We start from the raw sequence: 19,269 nt of genomic DNA, 5'->3' as shown, positions 1-19,269 counted from the left end.
TCGCGTTTCATGGCGACCCTGCCGGCCTGGCGTTCTTCGGGTTTCATGGCAGGACGCCCTTGCTCTGCAGCGCGTCGCCCACCTGCCGCCGCAGCTCCGCCAGTGTCACCGGGGGATCGATCTCCGCCGGTGGCGACAGCACGGCCGAGATCACCGTCGACACGTTCTGGTAAACCGGCGTCTTCGGCCGCGGCGCCGCCGTTTCGAGCGCGTCCAGGATGGCCTGCCGCATCGGATACACCCGGGCCATCTCCGGATCGGAGTACACGGCCTCGATCGTCGGCGGCAGCCCGTCCTTCGTCGCGGCGATCTTCTGGCTCTCGGCGTCCCGCAGGCACAGGGCCGCCTCGAACGCCTCCTGCGAATGCCCCGAATACCGACTTATCGCGAAATTGGCTCCGCCCAGGGGGGACCGTCCGGGTCCGTCGACCCCCGGATACGCCGCCCACTTGAAATATGGCAACATTTCCGGCCGATTCGCCGCCATCGATGCGTACACATAAGGCCAGTTGACCTCGAAAGCCGCCCGTCCGCCCTCAACGGCCAGGCGCGCCTCGTCCTCGTGCGTATTGGGCAACGAGGGATCGGCCGCCTTCGAGTTCGCGTAGGCCCGCATGACCCGCAGCGCCCGCAACGCGGGCTCGCCAAGCGCGACCGCGTTCCCCCCGGGGGTCAGAATCGCACCCCCCGCCGACGCCACCACGCTGTTGAACCACACGACCAGCCCTTCGTACTGGGCTGCGGCCACCTCCCCATACGCGGGCTTCCCCGCCGCCGCCAGCCGCCCGGCGGCCTCCATGATCCCCTGCCAGGTCGTCGGCGCGTCCGCCACCAGATCCGACCGATACCAGAGCAACTGCACATTCGTCGTATAGGGCGCCGCGTACAGCTTCCCTCGCCACACCGCCGTATCCAGTGGCTTCGCCAGCGTCCCCGCCCGAACTCGCTCCGCGTGAGTCCCCGTCCACTCCCGAATCCACCCGGCCTCGGCCAATTCCGCCGTCCACGTGACATCCAGCCCGAGCACATCCAGCCCCGGATCCCCGGCCGCCAGCCGCCGTACCAGCTGCTCCCGCTGCCCGTCCGCGTCCCTCGGCAGCACGTTCACGATGATCCGATACCGCCCCCCGGCCCTGTCATTGCACCGCTCCGCGATGGCCCGGATGTTCTGCTGCGGCGCGTTGTACAGGTTGATCTCCGGGATCCCGCCCGTCGCCGGCCCGCAGCCCGCCGCGGCGGCGGCCAGCACCGCGACCGCGACAGTCCTGATCATGCGGGAGGCGTACCCAGATCGGGATCTCCCGGACGCCCGCAAACCCTAAAGAGACTCTTCGCCGACAATCAAAATCCCCTTGACAATAAATCTTGTCGGTGAGAGGCTTCGGGCAACCAAGGAGGCAGTAATGCGGAAGATCGTTTCAGGGTTTTTCATCTCGCTCGACGGTGTCGTCGAGGCCCCCCACGAGTGGCATTTCCCGTGGTTCAGCGACCAGATGGGTGCTGCCATCGTCGGTGCCACCAATGCGTCCGACGCCATGCTGATGGGCCGCAACGTCTACCAGGAATGGGCCGAATACTGGCCGAACGCCCCCGAGGACGACGAGTTCGGCCAGTTCATCAACAACGTCGACAAATACGTGGTCTCCACCACCCTGACCGAGGCCGGCTGGGGCAACACCACAGTCATTCCCGGCGACGACCTGGTCGAGCGGATCACCGAACTCAAGTCCCGCCCCGGCAAGGACATCTACATCAGCGGCAGCCCCACCCTGGTCCGCTCCCTGCTCGGCCACGGACTCGTGGACGAACTCCAGCTGCTCATCCACCCGATCATCGTCGGCTCCGGCGAACGCCTCTACGAGGGCCTCGACCAGATCCCCCTCAAGGTCGTCGCCGCCGAGACCTTCGAAACCGGCGTGCTCTTCGTCCGGTACGCGCCGGACGACAGCAAACCAGGAGAATGAGCGGGCGGCCCTCGAACCGCCCGCTCATCCCCACGGCGTCATGCCACCTGGGCCAGCCGCCACCGTTGGTTGGCGCCGCCGTTGGCGGTGTACTGGTTGACGGCCGCGCCGTCGGCGGTGGACTGCCCGGACCTGTCGGCCAGCTTGCTGATTCGCCCCAATTACACGGCTGGGGCTGGTGGGGAAACTTGGTTGTGGATACGCCTGCTGGCCCGGTGCCCCCGGAATATCCACGCGCGCCGACGCCATCGCGGTCGGTAAAGTCCGGAAACATGCTGATCTTGCAGGGTGCGCTGGTGCGCCTGCGACCCGCCATCGACGCCGACCGCCCCGCTCTCGTCGCCATCCGCTCCACGCCTGATGTCTATCGCCGCTGGCGTGGCGGCGACGACCTGGCCGCCGCCGTCGCCGAATCCCTGACCGACCCCGATGTGGAGGTCTTCGCCGTCGAGTACGACGGCCGGGTCGTCGGCGCCATCCAGTGGGGCGAGGAAACCGACCCGGAATACCGGCACGCCAGCGTCGACCTCTACCTCGACCCAGCTGTCCACGGCCGCGGCCTGGGCACGGACGCGGCTCGCACCCTGGCCCGCCACCTCATAGACGACAAAGGCTTCCACCGCCTGGTCATCGACCCCGCCGCCGACAACACCGGAGCCATCCGCTGCTACACGAAGGTCGGCTTCCGCCCGGTCGGCGTCCTCCGCCAGTACGAGCGCGGCGCCGACGGCACCTGGCACGACGGCCTGCTCATGGACCTATTGGCCGAGGAACTCGAACGCTGACCCCCAGCCCGTTGACCTCGGCCCGCAGGCCCCCGGCCGGTTGACCTCGGCCCGCAGGCCCCCGGCCGGTTGACCTCGGCCCGCAGGCCCCCGGCCGGTTGATCCCCGGCCCGCAGGCCCCCGGCCCGCAGGCCCCCGGCCCGCAGGCCCCCGGCCCGCAGGCCCCCGGCCCGCAGGTCCCTGGCCTGCAGGCCATTGGCACCGGACGGGCTTCACCGCACTAAACCGTTGCTAAACAGCCGCGTTTGGCGCTCCCTCGTCCAGGCGCGTGACAGGGCATGCGCTCAACCTCCAACGAAAGTGAAGGTCGGTCACCGCGAAGGATTCGTCTCACGCCTTGAATGCCCGCAGGCGCAGGCTGTTGGCCACCACGAACGCCGACGACAGTGCCATGGTCGCGCCGGCGATCATCGGGTTGAGCAGGCCGAGAGCTGCCAGCGGCAGGGCGGCCACGTTGTAGGCGAACGCCCAGAACAGGTTGCCCTTGATCACCCGGAGGGTGCGTCTGGCCAGTCGGATGGCTGTCGCGGTCACCCGCAGGTCGCCCCGGACCAGGGTGAGATCGGCGGCCTGGATGGCCGCGTCCGTCCCGGTACCCATGGCCAGCCCCAGATCGGCCTGCGCCAGCGCCGCCGCGTCGTTGACCCCGTCACCGACCATCGCGACGGTCCTGCCCTCGGCCTGGAGCCGCTTCACGACGTCCACCTTGTCGGCGGGCAGCACACCCGCGATGACGTGCTCGACCGCGATACCAACCTCCGCGGCCACGGCTTCCGCGGCGGCCTGATGATCCCCGGTCAGCAGGATCGGCGTCAGCCCGAGCCCTCGCAGACTCCGAATCGCCTCGGCCGACGTCGCCTTGACGGTGTCGGCCACAGTGATGACCCCACGCGCCTCCCCATCCCAGCCCACCGCCACCGCGGTCCGCCCAACGGCCTGCGCCTGGTCCCACACGACCACAAGCTCCGGCGGCAACTCACCCACCAACTTCGGCCGTCCCACGAGGACGGTCCGACCCTCAACCACTCCCCGAACCCCAAGCCCTTCGAGGTTGGCGAAGTGTTGCGGGACGGGCAGATCGCTGACTGGCTTCGGTTGCTTTCCGAGGTCGGTTCGATCATCGAACTCTTCGAGGTTGGCGAGGTCGTCGACGTGTTGCGGGACGGGCAGGTCGCTGACTGGCTTCGGTTGCTTTCCGAGGTCGGTTCGATCATCGAACTCTTCGAAGTCGGCGAGGTCGTCGACCGGCTTCGGTTGTTTCCCGAGGTCGGTTCGGGTGTTGGTCGCTTCGAAACCGTTGAAGTTGGCGAAGTCTCGGGGGAGAGGTAGGTCGCCGATCAGCTCTGGTCGTCCCACGAGGACGGTGTGTCGGGCGGGTGAGTCGCGCCAGGAGTTGGTGATGGCCTTGGCGATGGGGTGTTCGGAGGCGTGTTCGAGGGATGCGGCGAGGCGTAGGACCTCGTCGCGGGTTTCGCCGGGGGCGGGGATTACGTCGATCAGGGCCATTCGGCCCTCGGTGACCGTGCCGGTTTTGTCCAGGACGATGGTGTCGACGGTTCGGGTGGATTCCAGGACTTCGGGGCCCTTGATGAGGATGCCCAGTTGGGCGCCGCGGCCGGTGCCGACCAGGAGGGCGGTGGGGGTGGCGAGGCCGAGGGCGCAGGGGCAGGCGATGATCAGTACAGCGACGGCTGCGGTGAACGCCGCCGATGCGCCGCCACCGGTGCCGAGCCAGAAGCCCAGCGTGGCCGCCGCGAGGGCGATCACGATCGGGACGAAGACTCCGGAGATGCGGTCGGCCAGGCGTTGGACCTGGGCTTTCCCGGCTTGGGCGGCCTCGACCAGGATGGCCATCTGCGCCAACTGGGTGTCGGCGCCGATGCGGGTGGCGCGGACGACCAGCCGGCCGGAGGTGTTGAGGGTGGCTCCGGTGACCGGGTCGCCGGGGGTTACCTCCACCGGAACGGGTTCGCCGGTGAGCATGGAGACGTCGACGGCGGAGCCGCCCTCCTCGACCACGCCGTCAGTGGCGATCTTCTCGCCGGGGCGTACCACGAAGAGGTCGCCGACGGCGAGTTGGTCGGTGGGGACGCGGGTCTCGTGGCCGTCGCGGAGGACGGCCACGTCCTTGGCGCCCAGGTCGAGCAGGGCGCGCAGGGCCGAACCCGCGCGGCGTTTGGCGCGGGCCTCGAAGTAGCGGCCGGCCAGGACGAACGCGGTCACCCCGGCGGCGGCCTCCAGGTAGATGTTGGCCGAGCCGTCGGTTCTGGCCACGGTGAAGGTGAACGGGTGGGTCATGCCGGGGGTGCCGGCCGTGCCGAAGAACAGCGCCCACAGCGACCAGCCGAGGGCGGCCAGGGTGCCGAGGGAGATCAGCGTGTCCATGGTGGCCGCGCCGTGCCGGAGGTTGGTCCAGGCGGCCCGGTGGAACGGCAGGCCGCCGTACGCGACGACGGGCGCGGCGAGGGTGAGGGAGAGCCACTGCCAGTTGGTGAACTGGAGCGCGGGGACCATCGCCATCGCGATCACCGGAACCGCCAAGACGACCGAGATGATCAGGCGGTCGCGGAGCGGCTTCAGGTCGTCGATCTCTTCGGGTTCCGCTGCGGTTGAGGGGAGGGCGGCGTCGTATCCGGCTTTGCGTACCTCGCTGATCAGCGCGTCCGGCGTGACTTCGGGGGCGAAGCTGACGGTGGCCTTCTCGGTGGCGTAGTTCACCGTGGCCGAGACGCCGTCCATTCTGTTGAGTTTGCGTTCGATCCGGTTGGCGCAGGACGCGCAGGTCATGCCCGTGATCGAGAGTTCGATCGCGTGCCTGGCCCGGTCGTCGGTGATGATCGTCATCGTCTGCTCCTCCCTCAGTGCTGATGCGCCTGGACGGTGAAGTCCGCGGTACGGACCTTGCCGCCATGCTGGAAATCAAGAAACAGCCGGTAACCGCCCTGACTCGGCACCTCGGTATGGAAGGTGATCTCCGGGCCGGGGGTGGGCGAGGGTTCCGGATGGACGTGCAGGTAGGCCAGGTCACCCGAGCGCAGCGCCACCAGATGCCCGTACGCGCCCAGGTACGGCTGAAGATCGGTGACGGGCTTGCCGTCCTTGGCGACGGAAACGGTGAGCTTGCTCGCCGCACCGGGAGCGAGATCACCGATGAGAGTCACCTCGTAACCGTCGACGACGGCCATACGAGTACTTCCGGGAGCCGGCTCCGGCCGGAACTCGCCGGGCGCGAACAGATCGACACCCAGGGTCAGATTCTCCCCCTGCTCGGGGACGAAATCAGCGAACGCCCGATAGGTCCCAGCGGCCGGAAGCTCCAACGGCACCGACCACACCCCATCGCCACCCAACTCCGGATGCAGATGCTGAAACCGCCCCAGATCCCGAGAAACCACGATGAAGTGCAGCTTCTTCTCATGCTCCGTCTTGTACGCGGTGAGCGGTCGCCCATCCACCCCGGCCACACTGAACCGGAAATCAGTCTTCTCACCAGGAACGATCGTCGAGCTCTCAGGCACCAGCGCGAACCCTCGCTCCGACACCTGCAACCCCCGGGGAACCTGCTGCACGGCCCCCGCCTGCCCATGACCCTGCGCCGCAGAGTCGCCGTCGCCGGAGTCTCCGTGACCATGCGAGCCCGAGCCGCCATTGCCCGGTGAGCCCGAGTCCCCGACGCCGTGCGCGGCGGAATCCGCCTGACCTTGCGAGCCGGCGTCCGTGTGCCCCCCACTTTGTCCCGAAATTTCGTGACTTGAGGTTGGTTCCGAGGCCACGGGTCCGACCAGAGCGCCGACACCCAGCGCTCCGCCGAACACCACGGCCAACCCGACAACATAAGCGCCCAGCTTGACCGAAGTCTTCACGCCCGGCTTCGCGGCGGACCGCGTCGCCGCCACCACGGGCTCCGTCGCAGGCGTCACGCCGGGCTTCGAACCGCCCCCGGCGTCCGGCTTCGCTCCGGGCTTCATGGTGTCGTGACCGAGTACCCCGCCTCCGCGACGGCCCGGGTGACGGCCTCGGAGTCGACGGGGGAGTCGGCGGTGACGGTGAGCAGGCCGGTGGGCAGGTCCACGTTGACGGCGGTGACGCCCGGGATGCCGCCGACCTCCTCGCGGACGGACGAGGCGCAGTGGCCGCAGGTCATGCCGGTGACGGTGAACGTGCTGGTGGTCATATGAAGTCCTTGAAGATCTCGAATGGAATGGATCACGAACGGACGAGCCGCGCGATGGCCGCCGAGGCTTCCTTCACCTTGGCGTCGGCCTCCGGGCCGCCCTTGGCGGTGGCTTCGGCGACGCAGTGCGCGAGATGCTCGTCGAGCAGGGCGAGCGCGAACGACTGCAGCGCCCGGTTCGCGGCCGACACCTGGGTCAGGACGTCGATGCAGTAGTCGTCCGCCTCGACCATGCGCTGCAGCCCCCGGATCTGCCCTTCGATCCGGCGCAGTCGCTTCAGGTGATCCTGCTTGTTGCCGGTGTAACCGTGCATGTCATCGCCTCCAACTCAAGGAACACCATACCCCCCTATGGTATTCCTCAGGCAAGCCGGGGCCCGCTCAGAGCCGTTCGACCTCGACGGCGGCGGGCACGCTCAGCGTGTACACGGCGGAGCAACCGACGCGGCAGGAGACCTCGATCCGCAGGGTCCGGCCGTTCCAGAACTGCCGGGCGTTCGGCGGCATATCGGTCCAGGAGAGCTCGCGCCGGATGGTGAGCCGCCCGTCCGGGCCGGGCACCACGTTCACCTTCACGTTCCCACCGGCCCGCACGATGAGGGTCCGCTCGGCGAAGTCGTACACATCGGTGACGATCTCGGTGCGCTGCGAGGAACGCAGCGGCGAGTACGCGGAACCGTCCAGACCCCCCTGCCAGAGGATCTCCCCCCGGACCGCCATAGCCACGGAGATCACCACGATCGCGGTGAACAGGCCGCCCACGATCCGCCAGACCCGGACCCGCATCTCAGCTCACCTTCAGGAAGCGGAGCACGGCCAGCACCCGCCGATGGTCCTTCTCGGCCCCCGGCAGCTCCAGCTTGGTGAAAATGTTGTTGATGTGCTTGCCGACCGCGCTCTCCGACACCACCAGCGTCTCGGCGATCGCCGTGTTGGACCTGCCCTCCGCGATCAGCGCGAGCACCTCGCGCTCACGCCGGGTCAGCCGGTCCAGTGGGTCGCTGTGCCGGCGCAGCAGCAGCTGGGCCACCACCTCAGGATCGAGCGCGGTGCCACCGGCCGCGACCCGGCGAAGCGCGTCCAGGAACTCCGGCACGTCGGCCACCCGGTCCTTGAGCAGGTAGCCGATGCCACTGGTGGCCGAGGAGAGCAGCTGCGTCGCGTACCGCTCCTCGACGTACTGGGAGAGCACCAGAATGGCCAGGTCAGGGTGCTGGCGGCGGAGCACCAGGGCGGCGCGCAGACCTTCGTCGGTGTGTGAGGGCGGCATCCGTACATCGGTGACGACCAGGTCGGGGAGGTCGGCGTCGACCGCGCGGAGCAGCCCTTCCGCGTCGGCGACGGCCGCCACCACGTCGATCCCGGCCGACCTGAGCAACCAGACGAGCCCCTCCCGGAGCAGCACCGAGTCCTCCGCGAGGACTACGCGCATGGCAACTCCACCCGGATCGTGGTCGGCCCGCCCGCCGGGCTGTCGATGCGCAGCTCCCCGTCGACGGACCCGACCCGCTGGGCCAGCCCGCGCAACCCGCTGCCCTTGGCCGGATCCGCGCCGCCCGCGCCGTCGTCGTGCACCACCAGGTTCAGCCGCTCGCCCTCCCGCCACACGATCACCTGCGCGCCGGACGCCTTCGCGTGCTTGGCGATATTGGTCAACGCTTCGGAAACCACGAAGAACGCCACCGCCTCGATCGTCGGACTGACCCGCTCGTCCACGGCCACCTGCAACCGCACCGGCACCGGCGCGCGAGCCGCGATACCCGACAACGCCGCGTCCAGCCCCTGATCGTTCAGAACCGCCGGATGCAACCCCTGCACCAGATCGCGCAACTCCTTGAGCGCCAGTTTGGCCTCCTCATGCGCCTGCGCGATCAACTTGGCCGCCGGATCCGGCAGATCGCTCAGCGTGGCCCGCGCCATCCCGAGGTTCATCGCCAGCCACACCAGCCGCTGCTGCGTCCCGTCATGCAGGTCCCGCTCGATCCTGCGCCGCTCGGTGTCGGCCGCGTCGATCACTTCCGCCCGGCTCTCTCTGAGCGTCTCCACCCGCTGCGCCAGCTTCTCCTTGAGGCTCGGCCCCAGCAACGTCGCCGCCGCGTACTCATCCAGCGCCGTCACCCCCCGCGCCACCCACGGCCCGGTGACCAGCAACCCCATCGCCACCAGCATGGCCAGCGTGCCCCTCCAGGTGGTCCCGTCCTCAACCCAGATCTGTACGGCGATCGCGATCGCCACCAGCGCCCCCGACCAGGCCAGAACCACCAGAAACGACCCGATCCCAGCGATCAGCGGAGCCAGCAGATGGTACCCGAGCTGCCGCCAGGTGCTCAGCACCCGGGCCTCCTGATACAGCATCTTGAACGGATTCCAGCTGACCGCGACCCGGCGCGGCACCTGCGGGATCTCCATCCCGAGAAAGGCGTTGAACCGGTTCCGCTGCACCCGGGTGAAAATCGGCACCGACCAGAACAAAAGCATCAACGAGACCACCGGCACCACGATCGTCCAGATCAGCACCACCGACGCCACCGTCAGCCCGACGATCACGGCAGCCGCCGCCAGCGCGATCGGAAGCCCCGTCACCACGTGCGCGGTTCGCAGCCAGACCGGCCCCGCCCAGTGCCCGCGCACCCGCTCCCATGGACTGGTCATCTCGATCGAGGTTGCCATGCTCCTACGGTAGGGACCGCCACGACGACGCGACATGACGGAGGTATCCCAGTGTGGGGTAGTGCTGGCCCCACCTTCGGGGATACTCATCCTGGTTGAATCGTCAGCTCAGGAGAATCATGTGGCCGCTGCGGAGAATCGTCACGAAGGCGACATGTCGCCGCTAGGCCCATGGGCGGAAGATTCCGCCTTCTCCGCCAAACACTTCCGGCTGGTCAGCCGCACGCGGGATCAGTACACACTGATCACCGTCGAAGGCGAAATTGACGCCTTGGCCGAGCCCGCCTTCCGCGACCTCGTCGAGAAACACCTCACCCGCCACATCCTGTTCGACCTCTCCGGCCTCACCTTCATCGACAGCTCCGGCCTGCAAATCCTGCTGGACGCCCACCGCCGCACAGAAACAGCCTTCTGCGCCCCCACCCCCCGCCTCCTCCGCCTCCTCACCCAACTGGGCATCCTCAACCGCCTCCACTTGTACGACTCCGTCGAAGACGCCCTGAACTAATCTGGCAGCCCGGAGTGACTGAGGGGAGTCGTCGTGGCGACCGCCCGGCGCGCCCTCCGAAATCACCACGCCACTCACCACATGTGGTGATGCCGACTCACCACATCAGCTCCTACCTTGCGGTCATCCCGAAGAAGCCCAGCGGGAACCCTCCGGCAAGCAAGGCGAGAGGAACCCCATGACCGACACGGCAGCCGACCACGCGCACCACCCCAGTCGGTACGAAATCCGTCTCAAAGGCCACCTCGCCGCACGCTGGGCGGCGCGGTTCGACGGAATGACCCTCACCACCCAGGCCGACGGCACCACCGTCATCGAAGGCCCCGTCATCGACCAGGCGGCCCTCCACGGACTACTGCGCACACTGCGCGACATCGGCCTCCCACTGCTCTCGGTCACCCAGATCGACGCGATCACCCAACTCGACGCGGCCATCCAGGTCTCCCCGATCACCGGGTCTACGGCCATGCCATCAGAGTGAAGCTGCTGCTCAGTGCGGTGATCTGCAGAAGCCGCCGCACGGCGTCAGGCACCCCGGCCAGCGCCAGCGCCCGCTGGTGTCTGACCGCGTGCCGTCTGCTGAGCACCAGCGCGGACAGCCCTTGCGCGTCCATGAACGTCACCGCCGACAGTTCGATGACCAGCAGCCCCTCGTGATGGGTGCGCAATGCCGCCCGGACGCACCCGTACAGCAGCGGTTTGCCCACGAGGTCCACCTCCCCCGCGGGCGTCACAACGACGAATCCGTTAAGCCGCGTGGTTGAGACCACCAAGGCGTTCATCGCCGCTCCAGACCAGCGCCAGGCAGGCCGGGCGGGGGCGGCCGCCAAGGCCCCTATCCCGGCCCTGCGCGCTCTCGTCGGCTCCGCGTCGATGCGTGTGTCGCGAGGTCTGGACGGCACGGTCCACCACGATGAACGTGGCAGACCACAGCGAATCGCCACAATCTGCGATCAGTTGTACACGTAGAGCATCATACGCTCCGAGTGGGCGTCACGCCGGGCGAGCGCCGCAACTCGTGCGGAGTTCGTACCGTGCCGGTCACGGGCGAGGGCCTTCCGTCCATACCAATAACTGGCTGAGCACGACGGCTCAGTGCGCGTCGGGCAGAGCGGTCGGCGTGTGGTCGTCGGCGAAGGACAGGACGCTGCGGGAGGCCAGGAGTTCGGCCAGGCGCAGCAGGGTGCCGCACACCCCCTGGAGGCGGAGCCAGCCGCCGGCTTCGAAGAAGCGTCCGGTGCCCGTCACGAACAGGCGCAGGCCGGCCACGTCGCAGAACTTCAAGCCGGTGATGTCGATGATGGCGTGCGGTTCTTCCTCGGCCAGCAATTCATCCAGCGCACGCCGTACCTGGGGGCAGGACAGCACGTCCAGTTCACCGGTGAGCGCCAGCACCCAGTGATCGCGATGGCGGGTCTTGGCGACGGTTAACTCGGTCATAATGCCCACTCCTTGCGGGGCATCACATGAAGGTGCGGGCGTCGACCCAAGATCTTCGCCAAGCGCACGCTTGGGCTCAAAGGCCTTGTGGTCGCATCGCGGCGACGCCGCGGGGTCTGGGCGGCTCCCAGAAGATCACGATGTTCGCAAACTTCAGATGGTGCGAATTGTCTGGGATGTGATGGATTGCTATCGGCTTCGCAGCTTAGCCTGCCACCGCGTCATTCCCGCCTGCGGGGAGACGGTCAATCCGGTGGGCGGCGGGCACCCCTGCCCGTACGGGCGAGGTGGGGCAGCAGGACCTCGCCGTTGATGACGGCGTGGGCGACGTCGGTGAGCTTGCGGTTGGTGGCGCGGGCATTGGCGCGCATCGCGGTGAACGCCTCGTCGACCGACTCGCTGCCGCGCTCGGCGAGCATGCCCTTGGCCTGCTCGATCAGGACCCGGGTGTTCAGGGCGATCTGCAACTGCTGCGACAGCAGCGCCTGCTCCCGGGCCGCCCGCTCGCCGAGCAGCCCGATCGTGGCCACGTCGGCGAAGGCCTGCCCCAGCGCCGCGCTGTCGGCATCCAGGCCGCCGGGGGCGGCGCTGAACAGGTTCAGCGCGCCGATGACCTGGTCGCGTAACCGCATCGGCATCGCGTGCACCGCGGCGAACCCCCGCTCGTGGGCGGCTTCGGCGAACACCGGCCACCGTACGGCTTCGGCGGCCAAGTCGGCGACGGCGACCTGAGTTCCGGTGGCGTAGCAGTCCAGGCACGGGCCCTGATCGGCCTGCAGTTGCAACAACTCCAGCAGGCGGGACTGCTCACTGGAGGCGGCCACCAACTGCAGACGATCGGCCTGATCGGTGAGCAGCAGCCCGGCCGCGTCCACCTGGAGCACCTGCACGCATCGCTCGGTGAGCAGGTGCAGGAACTCGATCACATCGAAGTCGGCGACCAGGGTGTCGGCCAGCTCAACGAACACCCGGGCCAGAAGTTGTTCACGCGCCATGGTTTCACTCCCCTTCTCAAAGATCAGGCTCTGCGTGTGCGCCGGGTGTCCCCGCCGGGTCGTCGGGGTCGAAGCGCAGGTTCCGGCCCACGACCAGGCGGGCGATCTGGTCGACCCCCACGCCTTCGGCGAAGGCGTGGGCGCGCAGCCGTACGAACGCCTCCGCCAGGCCCACGCCCAGCTGCACCGCGATCATCCCGATGGCCTGGTAGACCTCCGCCCGCGGCTCTTCCATCGCGTCGAAGGGCCGCACGTCCTCGGGAGGGCCCGCCGCGGGATGGGCGGCGTGCAGCATCACGCCGAGCGAGGCCGCGGCGAAGGTCAGAGCGTCGGCCAGTTGTTCGGCCGACAATGGTCCGGGTTTGGCCTGGTACAGATCCAAGGTGCCCAGCCGGATCGCCCCGGCCTGCAACGGGAAGGCGAAGACCGCGCACGCCCCGGCCTGCACCGCCGCCGGGGCGAACCACGGCCAGCGGGCCGAGGCCGTCGCCGAATCCAGATCAGGGGCCAGCGACGCGCCGCCGAACGTCCACGCCTCCACCGCCGGGCCCTCGCCCAGGGAGAAGTGCAGCTCCGCCACCCGCCGGGCCACCTCGTCGGTGGCATACACCAAGCTCTGGCTGTCCATGCCCGTCGACAGCGACAACGCCGCCCCGTCCACGCCCACCGCGGCACGCACCGCCCGGCACACGTGCTCGGCCGCCACCGGCGCCCCGCCCGCGCACCCGATGATCAGCGCCCACGCCTTCGCCGCCCGCGCCGTCCGGTTGCCGCCGTTGACCGCCATCCGGCGATCACCGCCTCACCACCCGAGGGCCTCGTCGCGCGCCATGTCGCTGTCGCCCCCACCATCGCACTCCTGGCCGACTTCCGCAGTCAGGCCACGGCTTTGAGCTTCCTGGCCGGCGAAGTGGCCGCCGTCGGCTGGGGTCCGGGTCCCGGCAGGGCCAGCCGCAGGACGCGCTTCCAGACCGAGCCTGCCTGACGGGCCAGTGAATCGGATGTGTAGGCGAGGCCGAACCGCTCGCACAGGGCACGGACCCGGGGCGCGATCTCGGCGTACCGGTTGCTGGGCAGGTCGGGGAACAGATGGTGTTCGATCTGGTGGCTCAGGTTGCCGCTCATGATGTGGAACAGGCGGCTGCCGTCGATGTTGCACGAGCCGAGAAGCTGACGGAGGTACCACTCGCCGCGGGTCTCATCCTGGAGCCGGTCCTCGGTGAAGAATTCGGCGCCTTCGGGAAAGTGGCCGCAGAAGATGATGGTGTGCGCCCACACGTTGCGGGCCAGGTTCGCGGTCAGGTTGCCGAGCAGGACGGGCAGGAAGGCCGGACCGGCGAGCAGCGGAAAGGCGACGTAATCCTTGACTATCTGCCGTTGTACCTTGCCTGCGATGGCGCGCAGCTGGGCCAGGGCCTCCTTCAGGCTCTTCTGCCCAGACGGGATGCGCTCAAGCTCCAGGTCGTAGATCGCGATGCCGTACTCGAAGAACAGGGCCAGCAGGATGTTGTAGAGCGGCTGGGCGAGGTAGACCGGGTGCCACTGCTGCTCCGGGCTGATCCGCAACGCCGAATAGCCGATGTCGCGATCCTTGCCGAGCACGTTCGTCCAGGTGTGGTGGACGAAGTTGTGCGAGTGCTTCCACAGGTCGGCCGGACAGGCGCTGTCCCACTCCCAGGTGGTCGAGTGGATCTTCGGGTCGCGCATCCAGTCCCACTGCCCGTGCAGGACGTTGTGGCCGATCTCCATGTTCTCGAGGATCTTCGCGGTGGCCAGCGCCGCGGTTCCGGCGGCCCAGGCGGGCGGCAGCCAGGAGGCGAAGAGCAGCACCCGGCCGCTCATTTCCAGCTTGCGCTGGGTGGCGATGACGCCGCGGATGTAGCGCGCGTCCTGCTCGCCGAGGCCGGCGAGCACCTCGTCGCGGATTCTGTCCAGTTCCCGGCCGAACTCTTCGACCTCGGCCCGGGTGAGATGCGATGGGGCAGGCATGTACGTACCTCTCAAAGCTCGATCTCGATGGGACCGGCGGCGGCCGACACACAGGTCTGGATCAGGTCCCCCGCTTCGCCGTGGACCTGGCCGGTGCGCAGGTCCCGTACTCGGCCGGAGCGGAGGCGCCCGACGCAGCTGTGGCAGATGCCCATGCGGCAGCCGCTCGGCATGAGAACCCCCGCGTCCTCGCCGACCGTCAGCAACGGCGTCGCGCCGCCGGCATCCGCCTCCCGGCCGCTCCTGGTGAAACGCACCCGTCCGCCCGCTTCGCCGGAAGCCAGGACCGCCGGGCGGAAGCGCTCGACGCACAGCCGATCCGCGGGCCCGGTCCAGTGCGCCGCGACCTCGTCGAGCATCGCGGCCGGGCCGCAGGCCCAGACGGAACGCTGAGCCCAGTCCGGGCAGAGGCCGGCCAGGTCCGCCGGGCTGAGCCGTCCCGCGCTCCGGGTGTGCCGCTCATGCAGCCGCAGGTACGGGGAGCGCGCGGCGAGGTGCCGGAGCCGTGCGCCGAAGATGACGTCCTGGGGTGTCGGCGCCGAGTGCACCAGCACCACGTCGGGCGGCTCCTGTCCAGGTGGCCACGTCGGGTGGGCGGTGTCGCCGGGGAGCAAACCGCTCAGTATCGCCATCACCGGTGTGATGCCGCTGCCGGCGGTCAGGAACAGCGGGCGCGGCGGTGGCGGCTCCGGGACGACGAACTCACCCTCCGGCCCGGCCAGCCTGACAATCGTCCCTGGCGCCGTACGCCGTGCGAGGTGAGTCGAGACGAGCCCGTCCGGGATCGCTTTGACCGTGATCGTGAAGCAGCCGTCGGGCCGTTCCGGCGGTGACGACAGCGAATAGGTCCGCCAGTGGCGTCTGCCCTGGATATCGACACCGATCCGGACCCATTGGCCGGGGCGGTGCGCGCGCCAGCCACGGCTGGGGCGGATCACCAGGGTGGCCGCGTCGGCGGTTTCTGGGCAGACGCCCTCGACCCGGCCGCGCAGTTCCTCAGCCGACCAGAGCGGGTCCAGCAACCCCAGGTAGTCTTCCGGCAGCAACGGTGTCGACAGCCACTGGGCGGCGTGGTTCAACTTCCCGAGCACGTCACGAACCCGGGGTCTTCCGCCCGCCCGTGAGAGCGACCCGGACAACCGTGATCGCCGTCACCGCGTCGGCATGCTCGGGCGCGTTTGAAACGATCATGACTGGTGGTCGCCTTTCTCGACGAGGAAAGGGCCGGACTTGCCGACCGTGGCCAGGTGATACCCGCTGCTTCTTAAAGGGGTCGCCAGCGAGAATCCAATAGATCTCGCGGCTGGGACAGATCTAGAGGCTTGCGCTCAGGGAGATCCTGAGGCGCAAGCCTCTGAGATTGGACTGGGGGGCTGTGTCAGGTCAGGAGAGGGGGCAGGTGTTGCGGTATTCCTCGATGTCGCCGCCGCGGGAAGGGCCGGGGCAGATGAACTGGTCGTAGCGGGTGTCGTCGTCGACGAAGCGCTTGAGCCAGGCGACCATCTGGCGGGCCAGGGGGGTGTTGGTGCTCTGGGGGAAGAAGTGGCTGGCGTTGTTGAGTTCGAGGTAGGACTTCTCGGTCAGCGAGATGCTGTTGTAGAAGGGCTCTGAGTGGGAGGAGACGGGGGCGATGCTGTCGCTCTCGCCGCCGACGATCAGGGTGGGGACGCGGAGTTCGGACCAGGACTTGTCGAGGTTCCAGGGGGCGATGGGGACGGCGGCCTGGAGGGACGGGCGGTCGGAGGCGGCTTCGAGGGTGCCGCCGCCGCCCATGGAGTGGCCGGCGACCGCCAGGCGGTTGGGGTCGATGCGGTTGCGGATGGTGAGGGAGCTGTCTTCGACGAGGTAGTCGAGGGCGGCCAGGAGCTGGTTGCCCCGGCTGGCGGGCTGGTCGTAGATGCTGTTGGTCTCGATGCCGATCACGACGAAGCCGTGCGAGGCGAGGCGCGGGCCGAGCCAGGAGAGGCTGGACCAGGTGGCGGTGTAGCCGGGGGAGATGGCGACGGCGCCGAAGGCGCCCTGGCTGGTGTCGGTGGGGTAGTAGATGGTGCCGCCGCCGAAGCCGCTGACGCTGAACGACGAGACCGAGGTGGACGCGGTCGCGAACGGGCCGCGGGAGGCGGTCAGGGCGGCGTTGGTGGGGTTCGGGCCGCGCTCGTACGGGCCGGCCGCCTGCGCGGGGGACGCGACGGCGACGCTGCCGGCGGTGAGCGCGAGGGCGAGGGCGAGCTTGGTGAGGCGCGAAAGGGGGGTGGGCTGCACGGCGGTCTTCTCCCGGTCCAGGGAGCCGCTTTGTTGCCGGCGGGTTTCCGGCTCCGCACCACGGCTCCGTCGGAATTGCTGACTGCCGTCATCGTGAAGAGCGACACGCCGGTACGCATCGGTGAGATCACCCGTCCTGTCGGCGCCGGGTACCGCAGACCGGTGGTCTCACCGATGGGCCGCAAGAAGTGGGGGCCGCAAAACACAAAAGCCGCGCTTGAAGGGCGCGGCCGGGAACGCTAACCTGAGTAATTGCCGTCTAAGATGTGGCACCTACAATACGTTCCGCTGGAAGGATATCACACACGTGAACCCGCGTCAAGATATTCAACTAGAGCAAGATCGAGTATCAGTCCTCTACCACCGCCTCGACACCGTACGCGAACGAACGGAACAGGCCCTGGCAGCCGAGCACGCGCGCGGCGAGCCCGGCGGCACCCGGCAGGCACGAGTGGAGCGCGAGATCGCCGCCGGCGAGTACGCCCGGCGCCTGGCCCACCTGAACGCCGTGGAACGGGGCCTGTGCTTCGGGCGCATCGACCTCGGCCGGCTCGACGAGTCGGGCGAGGCGCTCTACATCGGCAGAATCGGCCTGCGCAACGACGACCACGAAACCGTCCTGGTGGACTGGCGCGCACCGGCCGCCCGGCCGTTCTACGCGGCGACCCCGTCCGCCCCTGCGGGCCTCGTCCGGCGCAGGCACCTGCGGACCAAGGGCAGAACCGTGGTCGGCGTCGACGACGAGATCTTCGACCTGGCCAAGATAAGCGACGGCGACCGGAACGCCCTGGTCGGCGAGGCCGCGCTGCTGGCCGCGCTGGAGCGTGGGCGCACCGGCCGGATGGGCGACGTGGTGGCGACCATCCAGACAGAACAGGACCGGGTGATCCGTTCCGGCCTGCACGGCACGCTCGTCGTCCAGGGCGGCCCCGGCACCGGGAAGACGGTCGCGGCACTGCACCGCGCGGCGTATCTCCTCTACACCTACCGGGACGCACTGGAACGCCGAGGCGTACTCGTCGTAGGACCAAATGCCATTTTTTCCCGCTATATCGAGCAGGTGCTGCCCGCCCTGGGCGAGACCGATGTCGTGCTCTCCAGCGTCGGCGAACTCTTCCCCGGCCTCGCCGCCACCCACGTGGACCCACCCGAGATCGCCGTGATCAAGGGCGACCTCGCCATGGCCGAGGCGATGGCCCGCGCGGTCGCCGACCGCCAGCGCGTCCCCAAGAAGGACCTGGAGATCGAACTTGGCGCGCTGACCCTGGTGGTCCCGCACGCCGTCTGCGTCCAGGCCAGGAAACGCGCGTCCCGCCACCCGCACAACGTCGGCCGCAAACTGTTCACCCTCGACCTGCTGCGCGCCCTGGCCCGCGACGAAGCCCGGCAACTCGACGCGCCCGACGACCCCGAAGACCTGGAGTACGCGCGCAAACTGCTCTGGCAGGAACCGCAGGTCAAGGCCGCCGTTGACGGGTTGTGGCCGGCCCTCACGCCGTACCGGCTGGTGGCGGAGCTGTTCGCGGACGGGGAGCGGCTGGCGGCGGCGAAACTGAGCCAGGCTCTGCTGCGTCCGCTGGACGCGCCCTGGACGGTGGACGACGTGCCGCTGCTGGACGAGGCCGCGGAGCTGCTCGGCGAGGAGCCTCGGACGCAGGCCGAGCGGCGCGCCGCCGAGCGGGCCCGCGCGGAGGAGGAGCTGTATGCCCGGGAAGTCCTGACCATCACCGGCCAGGAGGACATCGACGCCGCCGCGTTCGCGGACTGGCACCACGACCAGGGCCCGGACCGCAGCACCGCGAGCCGCGCCGTCGCCGACCGCGCCTGGATCTACGGCCACGTCATCGTGGACGAGGCCCAGGAGCTCTCCGCGATGGCCTGGCGGATGGTGATGCGCCGGGTGCCGACCCGCTCGATGACCATCGTCGGCGACCTCGGCCAGACCGGCTCCCCGGCGGGCGCCCGCAGCTGGGGCGAGATGCTCGACGGCTATGTCCGCTGGCGGGAGGAACGCCTGACGGTCAACTATCGCAGCCCCAAAGAGATCATGGACGTGGCCGCCGCCGTGCTCCACGAGGTCGCCCCCGACCAGGAACCACCCCGGTCGGTACGGCACGGCGAACCACCCCACTTCATTCAGGTCACCCCCCAAACCCTCCCCAACGTCCTCGCCGGCCTGGTGGACACCCCCGCCGACGGCAGAATCGCCGTGATCACGACAGCTGAACGCTACGCGGAAGTAGCCGCGCTACTACCGAAAGCAGTTAGGCTCGATCCGCTGGATTCTCCGGTGGCTCTGCTCACGGTGACGCGCTCCAAAGGGCTGGAGTTCGACGAGGTCGTCGTCGTGGCACCGGAGGAGATGGCGGGTCGTGAGCTGTATGTCGCGATCACCAGAGCGACCCGGCGGCTGACGGTGCTCCACCAGGGGGAGTTGCCGGCGACGCTGCGCGGGGCTACTCGGGGAGTCTAATTAGGACTA

The 19,269-nt window shown here is 68.9% G+C and carries 22 protein-coding genes; 6 read left to right on the top strand and 16 right to left on the bottom strand.

What is annotated here, in order from left to right; all coding sequences use genetic code 11:
• Nucleotides 1-43 precede the first annotated feature (43 nt).
• The gene (locus Acor_RS31300; protein WP_155340370.1) at nt 44-1,273 is read right to left on the bottom strand and encodes an ABC transporter substrate-binding protein; all 1,230 of its coding nucleotides are present in this window, start codon (nt 1,271-1,273) and stop codon (nt 44-46) included.
• A 130-nt stretch (nt 1,274-1,403) separates the two neighbouring features.
• Between Acor_RS31300 and Acor_RS31295 the strand changes: the two genes are divergently transcribed.
• Entirely contained in the window at nt 1,404-1,964 is a 561-nt protein-coding gene (locus Acor_RS31295) for a dihydrofolate reductase family protein (protein WP_155340369.1), read from the top strand.
• Between the two features lie 38 nt (nt 1,965-2,002).
• Here Acor_RS31295 and Acor_RS31290 read toward each other — a convergent pair whose 3' ends face one another.
• Nucleotides 2,003-2,125, bottom strand: coding sequence for an RICIN domain-containing protein (locus Acor_RS31290; protein WP_155340368.1), 123 nt, complete (start codon nt 2,123-2,125; stop codon nt 2,003-2,005).
• A 114-nt stretch (nt 2,126-2,239) separates the two neighbouring features.
• On the opposite strand from Acor_RS31290, the gene Acor_RS31285 reads away from it, so the two are divergent.
• Entirely contained in the window at nt 2,240-2,749 is a 510-nt protein-coding gene (locus Acor_RS31285; protein ID WP_422664847.1) for a GNAT family N-acetyltransferase, read from the top strand.
• A 330-nt stretch (nt 2,750-3,079) separates the two neighbouring features.
• On the opposite strand, the gene Acor_RS31280 is transcribed toward Acor_RS31285, so the two are convergent.
• Together Acor_RS31280 and Acor_RS31275 are read right to left on the bottom strand one after the other, a co-directional pair.
• Complete coding sequence (locus tag Acor_RS31280; protein ID WP_155340366.1) at nt 3,080-5,593, bottom strand: heavy metal translocating P-type ATPase; 2,514 nt, start codon at nt 5,591-5,593, stop codon at nt 3,080-3,082.
• A gap of 14 nt (nt 5,594-5,607) precedes the next feature.
• Nucleotides 5,608-6,318, bottom strand: a complete 711-nt coding sequence (locus Acor_RS31275) for a hypothetical protein (protein ID WP_308805699.1) — start codon at nt 6,316-6,318, stop codon at nt 5,608-5,610.
• A gap of 277 nt (nt 6,319-6,595) precedes the next feature.
• On the opposite strand from Acor_RS31275, the gene Acor_RS45655 reads away from it, so the two are divergent.
• Nucleotides 6,596-6,727: a hypothetical protein gene (locus tag Acor_RS45655; RefSeq protein WP_281353282.1), complete on the top strand. Its 132-nt coding sequence runs from the start codon at nt 6,596-6,598 to the stop codon at nt 6,725-6,727.
• On the opposite strand, the gene Acor_RS31270 is transcribed toward Acor_RS45655, so the two are convergent.
• The 5 genes from Acor_RS31270 to Acor_RS31250 all read right to left on the bottom strand — a co-directional run bounded on the left by Acor_RS31270 (nt 6,714) and on the right by Acor_RS31250 (nt 9,593).
• Complete coding sequence (locus Acor_RS31270) at nt 6,714-6,923, bottom strand: heavy-metal-associated domain-containing protein (protein ID WP_155340365.1); 210 nt, start codon at nt 6,921-6,923, stop codon at nt 6,714-6,716. The genes Acor_RS45655 and Acor_RS31270 overlap by 14 nt on opposite strands.
• Before the next feature lie 32 nt (nt 6,924-6,955).
• The gene (locus Acor_RS31265; protein ID WP_155340364.1) at nt 6,956-7,237 is read right to left on the bottom strand and encodes a metal-sensitive transcriptional regulator; all 282 of its coding nucleotides are present in this window, start codon (nt 7,235-7,237) and stop codon (nt 6,956-6,958) included.
• 67 nt (nt 7,238-7,304) lie between these two features.
• Nucleotides 7,305-7,709: a hypothetical protein gene (locus Acor_RS31260; protein ID WP_155340363.1), complete on the bottom strand. Its 405-nt coding sequence runs from the start codon at nt 7,707-7,709 to the stop codon at nt 7,305-7,307.
• A gap of 1 nt (nt 7,710) precedes the next feature.
• Nucleotides 7,711-8,355, bottom strand: coding sequence for a response regulator transcription factor (locus Acor_RS31255; protein WP_155340362.1), 645 nt, complete (start codon nt 8,353-8,355; stop codon nt 7,711-7,713).
• Nucleotides 8,346-9,593, bottom strand: coding sequence for a sensor histidine kinase (locus tag Acor_RS31250; RefSeq protein ID WP_246239391.1), 1,248 nt, complete (start codon nt 9,591-9,593; stop codon nt 8,346-8,348). The genes Acor_RS31255 and Acor_RS31250 overlap by 10 nt, the downstream gene beginning before the upstream one ends.
• Nucleotides 9,594-9,714: 121 nt before the next feature.
• Here Acor_RS31250 and Acor_RS31245 point away from each other — a divergent pair, with 121 nt between their 5' ends.
• Complete coding sequence (locus Acor_RS31245) at nt 9,715-10,101, top strand: STAS domain-containing protein (protein ID WP_170317157.1); 387 nt, start codon at nt 9,715-9,717, stop codon at nt 10,099-10,101.
• A gap of 178 nt (nt 10,102-10,279) precedes the next feature.
• A complete protein-coding gene (locus Acor_RS31240; RefSeq protein WP_218034592.1) occupies nt 10,280-10,582 on the top strand; it encodes a hypothetical protein in 303 nt (100 codons plus the stop codon).
• On the opposite strand, the gene Acor_RS31235 is transcribed toward Acor_RS31240, so the two are convergent.
• From Acor_RS31235 to Acor_RS31205, 7 genes are all read right to left on the bottom strand, one after another.
• Nucleotides 10,560-10,883, bottom strand: coding sequence for an STAS domain-containing protein (locus Acor_RS31235; protein ID WP_155340360.1), 324 nt, complete (start codon nt 10,881-10,883; stop codon nt 10,560-10,562). The genes Acor_RS31240 and Acor_RS31235 overlap by 23 nt on opposite strands.
• A gap of 310 nt (nt 10,884-11,193) precedes the next feature.
• Nucleotides 11,194-11,541, bottom strand: coding sequence for an STAS domain-containing protein (locus Acor_RS31230; RefSeq protein WP_155340359.1), 348 nt, complete (start codon nt 11,539-11,541; stop codon nt 11,194-11,196).
• A 245-nt stretch (nt 11,542-11,786) separates the two neighbouring features.
• Nucleotides 11,787-12,536, bottom strand: coding sequence for a GAF and ANTAR domain-containing protein (locus Acor_RS31225; protein ID WP_155340358.1), 750 nt, complete (start codon nt 12,534-12,536; stop codon nt 11,787-11,789).
• Between the two features lie 16 nt (nt 12,537-12,552).
• The gene (locus Acor_RS31220; protein WP_155340357.1) at nt 12,553-13,323 is read right to left on the bottom strand and encodes a GAF and ANTAR domain-containing protein; all 771 of its coding nucleotides are present in this window, start codon (nt 13,321-13,323) and stop codon (nt 12,553-12,555) included.
• 89 nt (nt 13,324-13,412) lie between these two features.
• Nucleotides 13,413-14,525 carry a fatty acid desaturase family protein gene (locus tag Acor_RS31215; protein WP_155340356.1) on the bottom strand — a complete coding sequence of 371 codons (1,113 nt, stop codon included), beginning with the start codon at nt 14,523-14,525 and terminating at the stop codon, nt 13,413-13,415.
• 11 nt (nt 14,526-14,536) lie between these two features.
• Nucleotides 14,537-15,616, bottom strand: coding sequence for a ferredoxin reductase (locus tag Acor_RS31210; protein WP_218034591.1), 1,080 nt, complete (start codon nt 15,614-15,616; stop codon nt 14,537-14,539).
• A gap of 292 nt (nt 15,617-15,908) precedes the next feature.
• Complete coding sequence (locus Acor_RS31205) at nt 15,909-16,787, bottom strand: alpha/beta hydrolase family protein (RefSeq protein ID WP_155340354.1); 879 nt, start codon at nt 16,785-16,787, stop codon at nt 15,909-15,911.
• Between the two features lie 307 nt (nt 16,788-17,094).
• Between Acor_RS31205 and Acor_RS31200 the strand changes: the two genes are divergently transcribed.
• Nucleotides 17,095-19,260 carry a HelD family protein gene (locus tag Acor_RS31200; protein ID WP_246239386.1) on the top strand — a complete coding sequence of 722 codons (2,166 nt, stop codon included), beginning with the start codon at nt 17,095-17,097 and terminating at the stop codon, nt 19,258-19,260.
• The last annotated feature ends 9 nt before the right edge of the window (nt 19,261-19,269 follow it).

This window comes from Acrocarpospora corrugata, assembly GCF_009687845.1.
Lineage (GTDB): Bacteria > Actinomycetota > Actinomycetes > Streptosporangiales > Streptosporangiaceae > Acrocarpospora > Acrocarpospora corrugata.
This window is presented reverse-complemented; position numbering and strand designations above follow the sequence as displayed.

What these genes read in the sequence shown, in the direction of transcription:
- Acor_RS31225 (WP_155340358.1), bottom strand. Translation starts at nt 12,536, where the DNA reads ATGGCGCGTGAACAACTTCTGGCCCGGGTGTTCGTTGAGCTGGCCGAC.
- Acor_RS31255 (WP_155340362.1), bottom strand. Translation starts at nt 8,355, where the DNA reads ATGCGCGTAGTCCTCGCGGAGGACTCGGTGCTGCTCCGGGAGGGGCTC.
- Acor_RS31270 (WP_155340365.1), bottom strand. Translation starts at nt 6,923, where the DNA reads ATGACCACCAGCACGTTCACCGTCACCGGCATGACCTGCGGCCACTGC.
- Acor_RS31295 (WP_155340369.1), top strand. Translation starts at nt 1,404, where the DNA reads ATGCGGAAGATCGTTTCAGGGTTTTTCATCTCGCTCGACGGTGTCGTC.
- Acor_RS31235 (WP_155340360.1), bottom strand. Translation starts at nt 10,883, where the DNA reads ATGAACGCCTTGGTGGTCTCAACCACGCGGCTTAACGGATTCGTCGTT.
- Acor_RS31230 (WP_155340359.1), bottom strand. Translation starts at nt 11,541, where the DNA reads ATGACCGAGTTAACCGTCGCCAAGACCCGCCATCGCGATCACTGGGTG.
- Acor_RS31240 (WP_218034592.1), top strand. Translation starts at nt 10,280, where the DNA reads ATGACCGACACGGCAGCCGACCACGCGCACCACCCCAGTCGGTACGAA.
- Acor_RS31300 (WP_155340370.1), bottom strand. Translation starts at nt 1,273, where the DNA reads ATGATCAGGACTGTCGCGGTCGCGGTGCTGGCCGCCGCCGCGGCGGGC.
- Acor_RS31215 (WP_155340356.1), bottom strand. Translation starts at nt 14,525, where the DNA reads ATGCCTGCCCCATCGCATCTCACCCGGGCCGAGGTCGAAGAGTTCGGC.
- Acor_RS31250 (WP_246239391.1), bottom strand. Translation starts at nt 9,593, where the DNA reads ATGGCAACCTCGATCGAGATGACCAGTCCATGGGAGCGGGTGCGCGGG.
- Acor_RS31260 (WP_155340363.1), bottom strand. Translation starts at nt 7,709, where the DNA reads ATGCGGGTCCGGGTCTGGCGGATCGTGGGCGGCCTGTTCACCGCGATC.
- Acor_RS31280 (WP_155340366.1), bottom strand. Translation starts at nt 5,593, where the DNA reads ATGACGATCATCACCGACGACCGGGCCAGGCACGCGATCGAACTCTCG.
- Acor_RS31265 (WP_155340364.1), bottom strand. Translation starts at nt 7,237, where the DNA reads ATGCACGGTTACACCGGCAACAAGCAGGATCACCTGAAGCGACTGCGC.
- Acor_RS31220 (WP_155340357.1), bottom strand. Translation starts at nt 13,323, where the DNA reads ATGGCGGTCAACGGCGGCAACCGGACGGCGCGGGCGGCGAAGGCGTGG.